The organism is Nocardia sp. CA-129566 (assembly GCF_050956075.1).
Lineage (GTDB): Bacteria > Actinomycetota > Actinomycetes > Mycobacteriales > Mycobacteriaceae > Nocardia.
Map to the genome: position 1 here is coordinate 4,448,018 of NZ_CP192085.1, position 15,502 is coordinate 4,463,519.

Here is a 15,502-nt window from a genome sequence, read left to right on the forward strand (position 1 = left end):
GCTCGCTGGCAGCGGAGTCCAGTCCGAACGGGGGAGTGACCTGGTAATTCATCTCGATACGGGCCGAGGACGTCCGATGCGGCAACGCTCACCGGCGCGGCAGCATGCGCCTCGCGGGCGCACACCAGCTGGATCCGGACCCCGGGCTTGCCGAAATCGGGAGTGCGGGGGAGGTGAGCATGTTGCCACCACGCCAGGCGCCCAAGAGCGGTGCTCGCATTAGTTGACATCGCTCTCATCGGCGCGCATGGTGATGCGTATGGCGACGACACCACGGGCCCGTGCCAGGGCCCAGACCATGAGCGATATCGTCCGGATCGGACGTGAACATCTGGCCACCGATGGCGCGGCAGCGCTGTCGCTGCGCGCTGTCGCCCGCGATCTCGGTGTCGTCTCCTCGGCGGTCTACCGCTACGTGCGCAGTCGCGATGAACTGCTGACCCTGCTCGTGATCGATGGCTACAACGCACTTGGTGACGCGGTGGACGCGGCGCTGGCCGATGCCCCCGATGATCCGATCGAGGGGTTGCGCATCGTCGGCCGCGCCGTGCGTGCCTGGGCGCTGGCCGAACCGGCGCGCTATGGGCTGTTGTTCGGCACACCGGTCCCGGGCTACGACGCCCCGGCGGAACAGACCAACGTCCCGGGCACCCGGGTGATCGCGACCATGCAGACCCTCTTCGCCCGCGCCTACCACGCGGGCCTGCTCACCGCTCCGGTGCGGGAGCGGCCGATATCATCCGCGCTCGCAGGAAATTTCGCGGACATCCGAGCCGTCTTCGGCCACGATGTCCCGGACTGGCTCATCGCCCGCGGCATCACCATGTGGACCGGACTCTTCGGTGCCGTGACCTTCGACGTCTTCGACCAGTACGGCACCGATAGCTTCGCCGATCGCGCCGAACTGTTCGAGCTCCAACTGGAGGGCCTACTCGAACAACTCGGCTACCACGGCTGATCGGGCCGCGGTCAGGTGACGATGCGGGGCGGGGGCCCGCCGTGCGGGAGGCGGGGGCCGATGGCGATCAGCGCGCCCGCTGTTCGTCCCTTACCCCAGCCGAGCTTCTCGCGGTAGCGGCCGATCTGCTCTTCGGGGATGGGGGTGCCAGCAGCCAGCGGGGTCGATTCGGGATCGACATACAGCGCGTCGGTGGGGCAGTAGGCCTCGCACATGAAGCAGGTCTGGCAGTCGGATTGCCTTGCGATGACCGGGATTCCGGATTCGGTGCGGTCGAAGACATTGGTGGGGCAGGCGTCGACGCATTTATCGCAGCCGATGCAGGCGTCGGCGAGTACGCGTTCGATCATGACGCCACCGCGGCCGTCGCGGTCCACACGGTATCGAGGCCACCGGAGTGGATGTGGTGGCGCTGTGTCGGATCCAGATCCGGATGGTCGGCGCGCTTGCTCATGCCGCGCGTCTCGGTGCGCGTCAGTGTCGATGCGTACATGAGCCTGCCGACCGCGGTGATGGCGGCGGCCTGGCGGGCGCGGATCCGCTCGTCACCGGTGCGGCCGCCCAGCTCCGCACCGGCGCGCTCCCAGAGCGTGTCGAGTTCGGCGAGTGCGGGCCGCAATCGATCGCCGTGGCGTAAGTAGTTCTTCTGGAACGGAATCAGCTCCTGCTGAGCACCTTCGACGACCTCGGCGGCGGAAAGTGTGGCCGAGCCCGTCGGCCGCAATCCGACCCTTCCCGTGCCGCGCAAGGTCGCGGCGTCGGGCCGCGTCGAGCCGAGTGCGAACCGTGCCGCACCCGCGCCCGCCCAACTCCCCGACGACATCGCCCACGCCGAATTGTGGCTGCCACCACCGGTGAAGCCACCGCAGATCCGTTCCCTGGTCGCCGCGTCACCCGCCGCGAACAGGCCGGGCACCGTGGTCGCGCAGTCGTCGTCGACGATATCGATGCCACCGGTGCCGCGCACGGTGCCCTCGGCGAGCAGGTCGACCTCGAAACGGTCGGTGAACGGGTTGATACCGCGCCGATCGAACTGCAGGAAGAAGTTCGGCTGCCCGAGTCGCATCTGCGCCTGCACCGTCGCTTCGGCCCGGTCCAGTTGTGCGAATACCTTCTCGGACAACAGGGTTCGGGCGATGACCGACCGGCCTTTCGTCGAGCCTGCGCCCTCGAGCACCCGCCCGTCCTCATAGAAGAACGTCGCGTAGCCGTAGTAGGCGGTCTTGGTGATGGTCGAGCCCTTCGGCACGATCGCGTAGGCGTTGGAGAACTCCATACCGGAGAAGCGCGCCCCCACCTCGGCGGCCATCAGCGCACCGTCACCGGTGTCGACATTGGTGCCGAGCGCGCGTGAGAGGAATGCGCAACCGCCGCTGGCCAACACCACCGCGCCCGCCGTAATGCGGTAGTCGCGGTCGAGTTGGCGTTGGAATCCGGCCGCGCCACGAACCGTGCCGTCATCGTCGACCAGCAGTTCGAGAGCCGGTGCGTGGTCGAGGATCCGGACACCGAGTCGTTTGACCCATGCGCGCATCCGGCGCATGTACTCGGGTCCCTGCACTCCGGTGCGCAGCTGCTCGCCGGTCACGGGGTCGATGGGAAACGGGTACTTGCCTTCCACCGCAAGGCGATTCATATTCGTGTAGGTCTGATCGAGGACCCGGTCCATCCAATAGTGGTCGGCGAGATGGCCGCCGAGCGCCTCTCGACTCGCCTTCGCATTCGCACGTGCCGTCGCTTCCGGGGCGACGTACCAGACACCGGTGCCGGAAGGCGCGGTGGCGCCACTTGTTCCACAGTAGCCCTTATCGACCAGGGTCACCTCGGCCCCGGCCGCACGCGCGTGGATGGCTGCCCATGTCGCGGCCGGACCGCCGCCGATCACCAAGACGTCGGTGTCGGTCTGCCAGAGTTCACTCATGCGTCTGCTCCTGAGGCGTCGGGATTGCGGCCGAAATGGGCAATCGTCAGCGGAATGCGGGGTCAGCGCAGGGAATTCGAAATGTACGGCCGTCATCGGCAGCGCAAAACCCTTGGAATCAGCGCGATTTTGACGCCCGAGTGATTGATGCGCGAGAAATCCACGCAGCGGGCGCAGAACCATTGCCGCGCACGGCGCATCCGGCGATAGTTCTGGCCACATCCGGATCGGTAGAAATATCAGGAGGAACCATGACTGCCGCCGATCAACCCCGTTCGGGTGCCCAAGCGGTCGACCGCGCGATCCATGTCCTGAACTGCTTCGAGGGCGATGATCCGGAACTGTCGGTGAGTGAACTGGCCCATCGCGCGGGCCTACCGGTCAGCACCACCTATCGGTTGGCCCAGGCCCTGGTCCGGGGTCGGTTGCTGGAGCAGGATCCGGCGACCGATCGCTACCGCATCGGTCAGGGACTCGCCTCACTGGCGCGGCCCGCACTGTCGCGATTGGGCATCGACGCGGCCGCACCGCATCTGTATGCGCTGGCCGCGGGCATCAAGATAACCGTCAGTCTGAGCATTGCCGATGACCGGGACGCGGTCACCGTCTTCCAGGCTCGGCCGCCGGTGTACTTCTGCCCCAACCAGCTTCCGCGCGCCCGCCAGCCCTTGCGTTCCAGCGCGGTCGGGCACGCGCTGCTGGCATTCGCACCGGTGCGAGCCATTGCCGACGGACCGGACCGGCGGCCGACGCCGCTGCCGCCACCGGATCTGGATCGCGTGCGCCGCAGCGGTTTCGCCGAGGAGATCATCGAGCGCGAGGATCCGGTGCGCTCGGTGGCGGTGCCGATCCTCGGCCCCGACCGACAGGTCTGGGGCGCGCTCGGCGTGCAGGCTCGTTCGGCACGTCTGAATGCGGAATTGGTGCGGGGAATCGTGCCGGCGATGCGCCAGATCGCGGGCCGAATCGGTCCACTGTTCGACTCGACCGCCGCCATTACCGATGCGCCGGTCGAATTGTACTCACGGTGATTTTCACAATGTGAAATCGCCATTGTCGCCCTGCGGGGTCGACCCCACCATGGACACACAGCCGCGGGGTCGCCGCTTGCACACAATCCACGAAGGTCGTTGACATGGTTGAATCCATTGCGCTGATCCGCCGTCGCACGGTGGATCTCATGCGCCTCCCGCACGGAGTCTGTCGCGCCTGAATCCGCGGTCGCCGAAAGACGGTAGCCGCATTCGACAATCAGGTAATCCTCGCGCTTACCTGCCGTCGCGGCGTGGCCGATGCCGCCGCGCGGTAGGGCGCATTCGGTGAAAGAACTCCCATGACGTTGTCCCAGAAAACCAGGCCGCGGCTCGTCCGTGCGCTGGCCGCCGCACTCACCATTCCCGCCGCACTCGCGGTGCTCACCGGCTGCGGAAAGTCGGGGCCGGGCACCGATGCCGACGGCAAGGCCGTGCTGCGCTACCAGGGCGCGACCGGCCAGGTCTCGGCCTATGAACTGGCCGACGATCTCGGCTACTTCTCCAAGATCGCATTGCACTGGGAGGGTGACACCACCAGCGGCCCGGCGAATATCCAAGCCGCCGCGACCCGTCAGATCGAATTCGGCAGCGCGTTCAACGGCGCGGTCGTCAAGTTGTCCGCGGGCGGCGCACCGGTCACCTCGGTGCTGAGCTCCTACGGCGCGGATGAGCAGTCGTTCACGGGCTATTTCGTCCGCGACGATTCCGGCATCACCTCGGCCCGGGATCTGATCGGCAAGAAGGTCGGCGTCAATACCCTTGGCGCACACCATGAATTCATCACCCGGGAATGGCTGCATCAGCAGGGGCTGACCGACCAGGAGATCAAACAGGTCGAGTTGATCGTGGTGCCGCCCGCCAATACCGAGGATGCCCTGCGCAAGGGCCAGATCGATGTCGGCACCCTCGGCGGGGTCTTCCGGGAGAGCGCGGAAGGGCGCGGCGGGATCCACCCGCTCTACACCGACAAGGCCCTGTTCGGGCAATTCGACTATGGCACTTACGTTTTCCGCAAGGACTACATCGCCCAGCATCCGGAGGCGGTCAAGGACTTCGTACAGGGCACCGCACGGGCGACGCGCTGGCTGCAGGTGACACCGCGTGACGAGGTGGTGGCGCGCTTCGCCTCGATCATCAATAAGCGCGGGCGCAATGAGAACACCGACCTGCTGAAATTCTGGAGGAGTCCGGGCATTCCGGTGCCCGGTGCCGTGATCGCCGAGAAGGAACTGCAGATCTGGATCGATTGGCTGGTCCGCAACGGTGATCTGCCCGCGGGAAAGCTGTCTGCAAAGGACCTGTTCACCAATAAGGACAACCCGTACGCCAATGGCACTTACGGCCCAAGCACCGGCCCGACCGGAGAGGTGGTCGCAGCGAAATGAGTCAGGTGAAACTCGCACTCACCGGAGTGCGCAAACAGTTCCCGGTCCGGGGCGCCAACGCGGAGTTCACCGCGATCGAGGATATTTCACTGGAACTGCATGACGGCGAATTCCTGGTGCTCGTCGGCCCCAGCGGATCCGGGAAGTCGACACTACTGGATCTGCTCGGTGGGCTGAGCAAGCCGAGCGCGGGGCGGATCCTGCTGGACGGCAAGCCGATCAGCGGTCCGGGACTGGACCGCGGCATCGTATTCCAGCAGTATGCGCTGCTGCCCTGGCGCACCGCTCGGGCCAATATCGAATTCGGTTTGGAGGCCAAGGGGGTCAGGCGCCGGGACCGCCGCAAGATCGCGGCGGAGTACCTGGAGCTGGTCGGGCTCGACGGATTCGGCGATCGCTATCCGCATGAGCTATCCGGTGGGATGAAGCAGCGCGTCGCCATCGCCCGCAGCCTCGCCTTCGATCCGCAGGTGCTGCTGATGGACGAGCCGTTCGCCGCGCTCGACGCCCAGACCCGGGAGTCATTGCAGGACGAGCTGTTACGGATCTGGCGGGCGACCGGGAAAACCATCCTGTTCATCACCCACGGCATCGATGAGGCCGTCTACCTCGGCCAGCGGGTTGCCGTGCTGACCTCGCGGCCGGGGCGGGTCAAGGCCGTGATCGATATCGAGATCGATCGCGATTCCGGTGCGGATGTGCGGTCGAGCGAACGGTTCCGAGAAGCCCGGCATCAGATCTGGTCGCAGTTGCAGAGCGAGGTCACCCGGGCACAGGGACTCGAACGGGAATCGCTGTCCACGACCACGAATACCGAAAGGAAGTCGGTTCATGTCTAGCGCAGTACAGGTGGTCGAAAAGTCCCGGCCGGTCCTAGTGCGGAGCCGGGCCGAATCCACCGCACCGAGGCCGATCGGCGCGGCGCGTCTGCTGCGCGCATTCGCGCTGCTGGCGTGGCGAATCTTCAAGCCCACCTTCGCCATCGGCCTGTTGGTCGCGGTCTGGGAGGCGGCGCCGCGGCTCGGGCTCGTGGATGAGGTCTTCCTGCCGCCGTTCTCGACCGTCGCGCAGGCCTTTGTCGACCTGGTACGCAGCGGAGAGATGTGGGAACACGTCTCGACGAGCCTGACCCGCTCCGCGACCGGATTCTCCCTCGCACTGTTGGTGGCCATTCCGGTCGGTGTGGCCATCGCCTGGTACAAGCCGGTGGCGGATTTCCTCAACCCGATCCTGGAATTGTTCCGCAACACCGCGGCATTGGCGCTGTTGCCGGTGTTCATCCTGATTCTGGGGATCGGCGAGACGTCCAAGATCGCGCTCGTGGTGTACGCGAGCTTCTTCCCGATCCTGCTGAACACCATCACCGGTGTGCGCACGGTGGATCCGTTGCTGATCAAATCGGCTGTCTCGCTCGGCTTCTCGCCGATTCGACTGTTCCAGAAGGTGATCCTGCCCGCCGCCGTGCCATCGATATTCACCGGTGTGCGAATGGCGGCCGCCTCCTCGATCCTGGTGCTCATCGCCGCCGAAATGGTCGGTGCGCGCGCCGGACTCGGCTACCTGATCACCGCGGCCCAGCAGAACTTCCAGATTCCCAATATGTATGCGGGCATCCTCGCGATCTCGCTGTTGGGGCTGACCTTCAATGGCGTACTGGTCGCTCTCGAACGCCGTCTGTCGCGCTGGCGCGCCGAACCATCCCGTTAAGGATCTCCCATGTCTCTACCTCGCAAGCAATTCCACCTCAATGCCTTCCTCATGGGAGTCGGCCATCACGAGGCTGCCTGGCGCCATCCCCGGACCGAGGAACGCCGGGTGCTGGATGTGCGGCATTTCCAGGAACTCGGACGGATCGCCGAGCGCGGCAAACTCGATTCGGTGTTCTTCGCCGACGGGCTGGCGGTCGGACCGCGGATCGAGCGCAATACGCTGGCCGTGTTCGAACCGCTCACCTTGCTCGCGGCGATCGCCGCGGTGACCGAACGCGTCGGCTTGATCGCGACGGCGTCGACCACCTACAACGAACCGTTCAATCTGGCGCGCAAATTCGCCTCCCTCGACCACATCAGTAGTGGGCGGGCCGGGTGGAATATTGTCACCTCGGCCAATGAACAGGAGGCGTTCAACTTCGGTTTCGACGCCATTCCGGAACACGCCAGGCGCTACGAGCGGGCACAGGAGTTCGTGGATGTCACCGTACAGTTGTGGGACAGCTGGGAGTCCTCGGCGATCGTGCTCGATCCGGATGCGGGCGTATTCGCCGATCCGGACAAGGTGCACACCATCGACTACGCCAGCGAGCGCTTCCGGGTCCGTGGTCCGCTGAATTCGCCGCGCAGCCAGCAGGGGCGGCCGCTGCTGGTGCAGGCCGGATCGTCGGAGAGCGGTAAGGATTTCGCCGCGCGCTATGCCGAGGCGGTATTCACCGCGCAACGATCACTGGCGGAAGGACAGGCGTTTTATCGGGATCTGAAGGCACGGCTGTTGAAGTACGGCCGCTCGGCCGATGATCTGAAGGTGCTGCCCGGCCTGGTGCCGTTCATCGCCGACACGCGGGCGGAAGCACTGGCGCTGGAACAGGAATTCACCGACCTCATCTCCCCGGATTACGCACTGCGGCAACTGTCTTCGCTGCTCGGTGTCGATCTCACCGAACACGCGCTCGACGCACCACTGCCGCCGCTGCCGCAGGAAAGCGAGATCGAGGGCGGCAAGAGCAGATTCACACTGGTGAAGGATTTGGCCGAACGCGAGAACCTCACCGTGCGCCAGCTCATCGGCAAGCTCGGCGGCGGACGCGGGCACCGCACCTTGGCGGGCACACCCGCCGATATCGCCGACGAACTGCAGTCGTGGTTCGACAACGGTGCCGCCGACGGCTTCAACATCATGCCGCCGTATCTGCCCGGCGGGCTCGAGGTCTTCGTGGACCGAGTCGTGCCGATCCTGCAGGAACGCGGCCTGTTCCGCACGGACTACACCGCGACCACCCTGCGCGGGCACTACGGGCTGGCTCCGGTGGAAAGCCAGTTCGCGCGGGTGCGGACCGAAGTCGGCGCATGACCACCCGGCTGACCCGGCGGCGCGCCATCGACTTCATGCGCTCGGGCGGCAGCGGTTGTCGCCCGAGCCGCACCGACCATCCCAACCCATCGCCGAAGGAACTACGACCATGACCACCGTCAGCGAAAACCCCACCACCACCCTGCAGATCACACCCGTCGCCGGACATATCGGCGCCGAGATCGCGGGCGTCGACCTGCGCGCCGAACTCACCGATCAGGAGGTCGCAGACATCACCTCGGCGCTCTACGAATACAAGGTGCTGTTCTTCCGCGATCAGCACATCGGCCACGCCGAGCACATCGCCTTCTCCCGGCGCTTCGGCGCCGTCACGCCATCACACCCCTACGACGATGACGCGCCGACCGAATTCCCCGAAATTCTCGCCGTCGACAGCCGCCTCTACGAAAAGCGTTTCGGCGTCAAGAAGTTCACCTACACCAACCATTGGCACATCGATGTCTCCGCGCTGATCAACCCGCCCGCCGCCTCACTGCTGCGGGCCGAGATCGCACCAGCGCGCGGCGGCGACACCAGTTGGACCAATCTCGCCGCCGCGTACGCGAACCTGCCCGAATCGCTGCGGAAGTTCGTCGAGGGGTTGCGGGCCGTGCACCGGTTCGGTGGCAGCAGGCCCGCATGGAACGAGGACAGCGATTACGCGAAGAAGGTCGCCGGCGCCCCCTTGGTGACCGAACATCCGGTCGTCCGAGTACATCCCGTGACCGGTGAGAAGGTGCTCTTCGTCAACCCCGGCTTCACCACCCACATCGTCGGCCTGAGTCCGGCCCAGAGCGATGCCGTGCTGCGGCTGCTGTTCGACGAACTGTCGAATCCGGCCTACACCGTCCGATTCCGCTGGGAGAAGGGCAGCCTCGCGTTCTGGGACAACCGGGCCACCGCACACCTGGCCCCGGGCGACCTGAACCATCTCGACGTCACCCGCGTCCTCTACCGCACCACCCTCGAGGGCGACATTCCCGTCGGCGTCGACGGCGAGAAGTCCCGCTCGATCTCCGGCGCACAGTTCACCGGCGCCTGACTCGAGGGTCGGCTCCCGGCGATCCCGGGAGCCGACCAACCGCTGCGCGCGGCCCGCGAACCTCGGTGCCTGCGCTCCGGCTAGCGGGGCACGGTGACCGGGTCGACGCAGCTGGCGGCGGCGTCGACGAAGGAGCAGGGTTTCGGGTCGCGGGTGGGGCGGTAGCCGGGGGCGACGCCGCCATTGTGGGTGATATCGGTGTAGGCGGGGACGGCGTCGGTGGGCTTGCGGGTGAGGGTGGGGTCGGTCCGGACATCGACGGTGTACAGGCCGAAACGCGGTGTGTAGGAACCCCATTCGTAGTTATCGGTGAGGCTCCAGTAGTTGTAGCCGATGAGGTTCATGCCATCGGCCTTCGCACGCTGCAGCCAGTAGACGGTATCGCGGAGGTCGTCGGCGCGGGTGTAGCCGTCGGTACGCGGTGCGCCGTTCTCGGTGGGCATACCGTTTTCGACGATGTAGAGCGGGCGGCCCGGGAACTTGCGTGAATAGTGTTGCAGGGCATAGTAGATGCCCTCGGGTTCGAGCGGGTTCTTCCAGAGTTCGCTGAAGCTCAGCTGGGTGACGGTGCCGGGGGAGGCGCCGTAGTAGTAGTCGATGCCGATGTAGTCGAGCTTCGCGGCGATCTTGTCGATGAGCGGGCCATTGACCACATCCTCGCCCGCGGGAATGTAGGCCACGTTGCTGGTGACCATCGCGCCGGGCTGAACGGCGTGGATGTAGTCGTAGATGGCGGTGTGCGCCTGGGCGATGCGGTCCTGCATCGCCGGGATGGCGGTGGCGTCGAGGCCGCCGTGCGTGGACTCGTTCATGATGTAGGCGGCGGGCTCGTTGAACGTGACCCAGAGCGGGTTGTTCGCGGCGTACCGATCGACGACAGTGCGGGCATTGGCGAGCCAGTCCGCGACGATATTCGGATTCGACCACCCGCCGCGATCGACCTCCCAACCCGGGTAGACCCAGTGGTCGATGGTGAGCATCGGCCGCATGCCTGCGGCGGTGATCGCGGCGATCACATTGTCGTAGAAGCGAAGTCCGGCCTCATCCCATTCACCCGGTCGGGGCTGCACCCGCGCCCATTCGACGCCGATGCGGTAGACCTTGACGCCGAGCTTCGCGGCCAGGTCGATATCGGATCGGTAGCGGTGGAAGAAGTCGACCGACTCGAGGTACGGCTCGGTCGTCTTGCCCTCGGCCACATATCGGGACCAATTGCTGTCCGGCGCATGGCCTTCCGACTGGTAGCCCGACGCGGCCACGCCCCAGAGGAAATCGGCGCCGAGCGGCTGCACCAGTGTGGGCGGGGCCGGGCTCGCCACCGCGGGCACCGAACCTCCGACAATGAGTGCGGCAGTGGTAGCCGCCAGAGTGACCAAAACATGGCGACGACTCTGTAATCGCATCGAACTCCTGCTTCCTGAGGGTGACGGGCGCTCATGGACCTCCGGCGCACGTGCCGGGTCGGGCAGGACCACGCGACGAGAGTAACTGGTCGGTCGACCTTCGCGAGGCACCTATACGGAACATGGGGTCCAGTGACGCGAGAAATCGCGCTTAGGATTTCGGGCGTGAAGACCATCAGCAGCCGCCTTGGACACGATGTTCTCGATCAGATCCCACACCAGCTCCGGCTCGGTCATCTCCAGCAGCACCCGAGGGGGAGTGGATGAGTGGGACTGCTCGGAGCAGGGGGGAGTGGCCATGGACCACGAAGGCCGACTCTCCGAGGGGGAGTTGGCCATAAGGGTTCATATCGACGTAGGAGGCGCAGGGGAAACAAGGTCTAACAGATACCGAGATAAAACATTAAGTTAGGTAGATATGCGCATCTACGCATCAATCCTCTCATGTCACACCAACCACAAATCACCTTCCAAACCCAACGCAAGACTCGAACAATCACCTCCAGCCCAGAGGGGAGAGGCCGACTTGACTTCGAGTGCGCTCTAAAACCTAGCGTGAAGACATGACAGCAACACTGATCACCGGAGCGAACAAAGGTCTCGGCTTCGAGACCGCCCGCCGACTCGTTACCGCGGGCCACACCGTCTACATCGGCAGCCGGGACGCCGAACGCGGTCGCCGGGCCGCCGAGCGGTTGGGCGCGCGCGTGGTTCAGCTCGACATCACCGATGACGCGTCCGTGGCGACCGCGGTCGAGACCATAGCGGCCGAGGGTGGGCTGGATGTGCTGATCAACAATGCGGGCATCCAGGCAGAGATGAGTGATAGGCATGTCGTGGTCGGCGCCGCGGATGTGACGGCCGACATCATGCGAAAGACATTCGACACGAACGTATTCGGCACGGTGCGCGTCCTACACGCATTCCTGCCGCTGCTCCAGCGTTCCAGCGCCGCGGTCGTGGTGAACGTCAGCAGCGGTCTGGCCTCACTGACCAGAGTCACCGCCGCGGGCACCCCGGCATACGCCTACCCCGGCGTGGCTTATCCCGCGTCGAAGACCGCAGTCAACATGATCACCGTCCAGTACGCGAAGGCATTCCCGAACATGCGGATCAATGCGGTGGAGCCCGGCTTCACGAAGACCGATCTGAATGTGAATACCGGCATCCAGACCGTCGAAGAGGGCGCCGAGATCATTGTGCGGATGGCGCAGATCGGGCCCGATGGCCCCACCGGTGGCTACTTCGATGCCGAAGGCGCACTGCCCTGGTGATTCGAAACCAGCTGCCGCGGTGCGACTATTCCGGCTCGACCACGGCCGTTGCGACCAGGTAGCCCTTCGGATCGCGCCACGTGTGTTCCGGATGATGGGTGAACCAGTCCTCGACGTCCTCGCGCAGATCGGTGAGGATGGCCTGCCGCCGTGGGTGGTTCGGTGTCACGCCGTACAACGTGAGCAGCGCCTCGGCGAACCGCACCAGCGGTTCGGGCGTATCGAAGACGAGCGCGTTGTCGGACCGGTGCATCCGCACATCGCCGAATACCCGGGTCATCATCTCCGGCAACGTATCGGAGTCGACGGTCATGGTGACCGCGGACCCCGCGCCATAGGTCGCGGCATGCGCGGCCACGAGTTCGCTGGTGTACGGATAGGTTCCGGGATGATTGACGACCACGCTGACCGACCCGCCGGGTTTGGTGGTGCGCCGGAACTCCCGGAGCGCGGCGATCGGATCGGCCACATGGTAGAGCATGTGGCGAGCGGTGATCACCTCGAAACTGTTGTCGTCGAAGGGGATACGCTCCGCACTGCCGAATACCCCGCGCACCCCGGGGACCGCATCGGCCGCGGCGACCATCGCGGGGGAGGTGTCGATGCCGACGAGCGGACCCTGGTGACCGCTGGCGGCGAGCTGGGCGAGAAAACGCGCGTCTCCGCAGCCGATATCGGCTAGATGCTCGGTTCCGGTGAGCGCTAGCGCGGCCAGAACAGCGGCGGCCGGATCGTCGGGCCGTTCGGAGTAGCGCTGGTGCGTGTCGATGCGCACCTTCAGCGGTGTCGGATCGGCATATTCGGCATCGAGGCGGTAGCTGCACATCGCGGTCGTCCTTCGGTCCAATGGCCGGTGGTTGACCAGGTCGCCAGGTCCGGCGATCGGGTCCGCGGGCTTTCCGGCGCAGAGCGTACCTCCCGAGGCGGCGCGTGGCGTCCCTTTCGCGCAGCCGTCGGTTCTGCTAGGAACCTTCCGAGCGTGCTGCGGTTGTGGCCGAGAGCTTCGGTCGGACGGTGTCGGTGATCGGTGTGGTCTCGACCAGGTCGCGCTTGTCCTCGGTGCCCGGGCGTTCATCGTCCAGAATAGGTTCGCCGAGTCCGATTTTCTCCTGGAGCCGTTTCATCCAGGCCGGTGCCCACCAGCAGTCGTCGCCCAGCAGTTTCATGGCGGCGGGTACGAGCAGCATGCGCAGTACGGTCGCGTCGATGAACAGTGCGGCGATCATGCCGTAGGCGATGTACTGCATCATCACCAGATCGGAGAATGCGAACGCACCGGTGACCACCAGCAGAATCAGTGCGGCGGCGGTGATGATGCGTCCGGTGTGCGCGGTGCCGGTGCGCACCGCGTCGGTGGTGGTCGCGCCCTTGGCCCTGGCTTCGACCATGCGGGAGAGCAGGAAGACCTCGTAGTCGGTGGACAGGCCGTAGATGATCGCGATGATCAGCACGAGCACATTGGACTGGATCGGCTGTGGCGTGAAGTTCAACAGCCCGGCGGCGTGTCCGTCGACGAAGATCCAGGTCAGGATGCCGAGGGTCGAGCCGAGGCCCAGTGCGCTCATGAGCGCTGCCTTGATCGGTAGGACGAGCGAGCCGAAGGTGAGGAACATCAGCAGCGTCGTCACCAGCAGGACGAGGGTGATCATTACCGGGATTCGGTAGAGCAGTGCGTCGATGCTGTCCTTCTGCATTGCCGGGATGCCGCCGACGAGCATCGTGACGCCCTCGGGCAGGTCCATCGAGCGTAGGTATTCGATGGTTTCGCCCGCCTCGTTGGAGTTCACCACCGTGGCCTTGGTGCGGTAGACATTGTCCTGCGTCAGGGATTTGGACGGCATATCGAACGGACTGGCCAGTCCCGGCGCATGCCCGGCGGCGCGCCAGGCATCGCCGACCGGACCGCTGCTGTCGGCGACGAAGACCAGTTCGATGGGGTCGGATCTGCGCTGCGGGAAGTAGGTGTCGATCTGTTGCTGCGCGACGCGGGTGGGGTTGTCCAGTGGCAGATATCGTTCGCTGAAACCGCCGAAGATGAGGTCCTTGACCGGGATGATCAGCAGGAACAGCACAATGACCAGCGGAATCGCGACGGTCAGTGGACGCTGCATGACCCAGCGGGTGGTTTTGCCCCACAGTCCGTTCTCGACCTGTTCGGCGGTCCTGGTTCTTCGGAATCGCTTGAACCCGAGCATATCCACGCGTGGCCCCAGGATGGCCAGGCTGGCGGGCAGGATGGTGATGGCGGTGAGGGCGGCCAGCAGGACCGTGGCGATGGCGCCGTAGGCCATTGATTTGAGAAAGCCCTGGGGGAACAGCAGCATGCCGCCGAGACTCGCGATGATCATGGTCGCGGAGAACACGACGGTGCGGCCCGCGGTCATGACGGTGCGGCGCACCGCGAGACGGGTGTCATAGCCCGCGGCCAGTTCCTCGCGGAATCGGCTGACGATGAACAGTCCGTAGTCGATCGCCAGGCCCAAACCGATCATCGAGAGCACCGATGACACAAATGAATTCACTTCGGTGAAGCGCGTCAGGAACATGATGATGCCCGATGCGCCGATCACGGTGAGTCCGCCGACCAGCAGCGGCAGCGCGGCGGCGACGAGGCCGCCGAAGATGAAGAACAGCAGGACCGCGACGGCGGGGATGGCGAGGACTTCCATGCGGTGGACGTCGTCGGCCATGGTGTCGTTGAGTGTGCCCGCCACCGCCTGTAGCCCGCTGACCTGCACATCGATACCGGGTATGGCGAAGGCGTCCTTGACCTTTCGGAAGTTGCGCACGGCGTCGGTGTCGTTATCGCCCGCGATGGCGATGGCGGCCACCGCGTGCTTCTTGTCATCGGTCGCCGCCTTCGCGCCGCTGATCTTGGCGTTCTCGACGCGCCAATAGGAGGCGTTGATGCCGGTGATCTCGTCGGGATACCTGTGCGGCAGGTTAGTGAGGTTGTCGATGATCGGCTGGCTGAATTCCGGATCGTCGACCGTCTTGCCGTCGGGTGCGGTGTAGAGCACGACGACGTCGAAGTCGTGATTGCGTCCGAAGGCGGCGTCGGCGAGGCGCGCGGCCTGCGCGGATTCCGAGGTGGGATCGTCCATTCCGCCGGAGCTGAGATGGTCGTCCAGGCCGAAACCGTATCCGCCGAGTGCCAGTAGCGCGCCCACTACGATCCCGATGACGGCGAAGCGCAGCCGGTATACGAGATCCCCCCAGCGCGTGAACATCAGCGGGTTCCTTGCCGCGGGGTAGATTGTTGTGCTGCTCGCTGCGCCGCGTCGATCGCCAAGGGGCTGCATCCTTTCCGGGGTGCACGCTCGATGTGCCTGTAATCCAAGGTACAGGCATATGTGAAGTGGGATTGTTTCAGAAATGATGCCGCGAATGTGGCAGTGTGACCTGAATTGCATTGACTGCGA

At 65.3% G+C, this 15,502-nt stretch carries 12 protein-coding genes and 1 pseudogene; 8 read left to right on the forward strand and 5 right to left on the reverse strand.

Annotation, left to right across the window (positions count from 1 at the left end; all coding sequences use genetic code 11):
- Positions 1 to 259: 259 nt before the first annotated feature.
- Positions 260 to 958 carry a TetR/AcrR family transcriptional regulator gene (locus ACQP0C_RS18985; RefSeq protein ID WP_433734216.1) on the forward strand — a complete coding sequence of 233 codons (699 nt, stop codon included), beginning with the start codon at positions 260 to 262 and terminating at the stop codon, positions 956 to 958.
- A gap of 11 nt (positions 959 to 969) precedes the next feature.
- Here ACQP0C_RS18985 and ACQP0C_RS18990 read toward each other — a convergent pair whose 3' ends face one another.
- Positions 970 to 1,308, reverse strand: a complete 339-nt coding sequence (locus ACQP0C_RS18990; RefSeq protein WP_433734217.1) for a 4Fe-4S dicluster domain-containing protein — start codon at positions 1,306 to 1,308, stop codon at positions 970 to 972.
- On the reverse strand, positions 1,305 to 2,879 hold the full coding sequence (locus ACQP0C_RS18995) for an FAD-binding protein (protein ID WP_433734218.1): 1,575 nt from the start codon (positions 2,877 to 2,879) through the stop codon (positions 1,305 to 1,307). Before ACQP0C_RS18995 ends, ACQP0C_RS18990 begins: the two co-directional genes overlap by 4 nt.
- A gap of 251 nt (positions 2,880 to 3,130) precedes the next feature.
- Between ACQP0C_RS18995 and ACQP0C_RS19000 the strand changes: the two genes are divergently transcribed.
- The 6 genes from ACQP0C_RS19000 to ACQP0C_RS19025 all read left to right on the forward strand — a co-directional run bounded on the left by ACQP0C_RS19000 (position 3,131) and on the right by ACQP0C_RS19025 (position 9,403).
- Positions 3,131 to 3,910, forward strand: a complete 780-nt coding sequence (locus tag ACQP0C_RS19000; protein WP_433734219.1) for an IclR family transcriptional regulator — start codon at positions 3,131 to 3,133, stop codon at positions 3,908 to 3,910.
- A 302-nt stretch (positions 3,911 to 4,212) separates the two neighbouring features.
- Entirely contained in the window at positions 4,213 to 5,298 is a 1,086-nt protein-coding gene (locus ACQP0C_RS19005) for an ABC transporter substrate-binding protein (RefSeq protein WP_433734220.1), read from the forward strand.
- On the forward strand, positions 5,295 to 6,137 hold the full coding sequence (locus tag ACQP0C_RS19010; protein WP_433734221.1) for an ABC transporter ATP-binding protein: 843 nt from the start codon (positions 5,295 to 5,297) through the stop codon (positions 6,135 to 6,137). Before ACQP0C_RS19005 ends, ACQP0C_RS19010 begins: the two co-directional genes overlap by 4 nt.
- The gene (locus ACQP0C_RS19015) at positions 6,130 to 7,005 is read left to right on the forward strand and encodes an ABC transporter permease (RefSeq protein ID WP_433734222.1); all 876 of its coding nucleotides are present in this window, start codon (positions 6,130 to 6,132) and stop codon (positions 7,003 to 7,005) included. The genes ACQP0C_RS19010 and ACQP0C_RS19015 overlap by 8 nt, the downstream gene beginning before the upstream one ends.
- A gap of 9 nt (positions 7,006 to 7,014) precedes the next feature.
- Entirely contained in the window at positions 7,015 to 8,361 is a 1,347-nt protein-coding gene (locus ACQP0C_RS19020; protein ID WP_433734223.1) for an LLM class flavin-dependent oxidoreductase, read from the forward strand.
- A gap of 109 nt (positions 8,362 to 8,470) precedes the next feature.
- Positions 8,471 to 9,403, forward strand: coding sequence for a TauD/TfdA dioxygenase family protein (locus ACQP0C_RS19025; protein WP_433734224.1), 933 nt, complete (start codon positions 8,471 to 8,473; stop codon positions 9,401 to 9,403).
- Positions 9,404 to 9,483: 80 nt separating this feature from the next.
- Here ACQP0C_RS19025 and ACQP0C_RS19030 read toward each other — a convergent pair whose 3' ends face one another.
- Positions 9,484 to 10,806 (reverse strand): family 1 glycosylhydrolase, encoded by a 1,323-nt coding sequence (locus ACQP0C_RS19030; RefSeq protein ID WP_433734225.1) that lies wholly within the window; start codon positions 10,804 to 10,806, stop codon positions 9,484 to 9,486.
- 563 nt (positions 10,807 to 11,369) lie between these two features.
- Between ACQP0C_RS19030 and ACQP0C_RS19035 the strand changes: the two genes are divergently transcribed.
- The gene (locus tag ACQP0C_RS19035) at positions 11,370 to 12,080 is read left to right on the forward strand and encodes an SDR family NAD(P)-dependent oxidoreductase (protein WP_433734226.1); all 711 of its coding nucleotides are present in this window, start codon (positions 11,370 to 11,372) and stop codon (positions 12,078 to 12,080) included.
- A 25-nt stretch (positions 12,081 to 12,105) separates the two neighbouring features.
- On the opposite strand, the gene ACQP0C_RS19040 is transcribed toward ACQP0C_RS19035, so the two are convergent.
- Positions 12,106 to 12,906: a class I SAM-dependent methyltransferase gene (locus tag ACQP0C_RS19040; RefSeq protein WP_433734227.1), complete on the reverse strand. Its 801-nt coding sequence runs from the start codon at positions 12,904 to 12,906 to the stop codon at positions 12,106 to 12,108.
- A 151-nt stretch (positions 12,907 to 13,057) separates the two neighbouring features.
- A pseudogene (locus tag ACQP0C_RS19045) lies at positions 13,058 to 15,310 on the reverse strand (MMPL family transporter); the annotation flags it as partial.
- Positions 15,311 to 15,502 lie beyond the last annotated feature (192 nt).

Coding starts and splice junctions, on each gene's coding strand:
- ACQP0C_RS18985 (WP_433734216.1), top strand. CDS start 260: ATGGCGACGACACCACGGGCCCGTGCCAGGGCCCAGACCATGAGCGAT.
- ACQP0C_RS18990 (WP_433734217.1), bottom strand. CDS start 1,308: ATGATCGAACGCGTACTCGCCGACGCCTGCATCGGCTGCGATAAATGC.
- ACQP0C_RS18995 (WP_433734218.1), bottom strand. CDS start 2,879: ATGAGTGAACTCTGGCAGACCGACACCGACGTCTTGGTGATCGGCGGC.
- ACQP0C_RS19000 (WP_433734219.1), top strand. CDS start 3,131: ATGACTGCCGCCGATCAACCCCGTTCGGGTGCCCAAGCGGTCGACCGC.
- ACQP0C_RS19005 (WP_433734220.1), top strand. CDS start 4,213: ATGACGTTGTCCCAGAAAACCAGGCCGCGGCTCGTCCGTGCGCTGGCC.
- ACQP0C_RS19010 (WP_433734221.1), top strand. CDS start 5,295: ATGAGTCAGGTGAAACTCGCACTCACCGGAGTGCGCAAACAGTTCCCG.
- ACQP0C_RS19015 (WP_433734222.1), top strand. CDS start 6,130: ATGTCTAGCGCAGTACAGGTGGTCGAAAAGTCCCGGCCGGTCCTAGTG.
- ACQP0C_RS19020 (WP_433734223.1), top strand. CDS start 7,015: ATGTCTCTACCTCGCAAGCAATTCCACCTCAATGCCTTCCTCATGGGA.
- ACQP0C_RS19025 (WP_433734224.1), top strand. CDS start 8,471: ATGACCACCGTCAGCGAAAACCCCACCACCACCCTGCAGATCACACCC.
- ACQP0C_RS19030 (WP_433734225.1), bottom strand. CDS start 10,806: ATGCGATTACAGAGTCGTCGCCATGTTTTGGTCACTCTGGCGGCTACC.
- ACQP0C_RS19035 (WP_433734226.1), top strand. CDS start 11,370: ATGACAGCAACACTGATCACCGGAGCGAACAAAGGTCTCGGCTTCGAG.
- ACQP0C_RS19040 (WP_433734227.1), bottom strand. CDS start 12,906: ATGTGCAGCTACCGCCTCGATGCCGAATATGCCGATCCGACACCGCTG.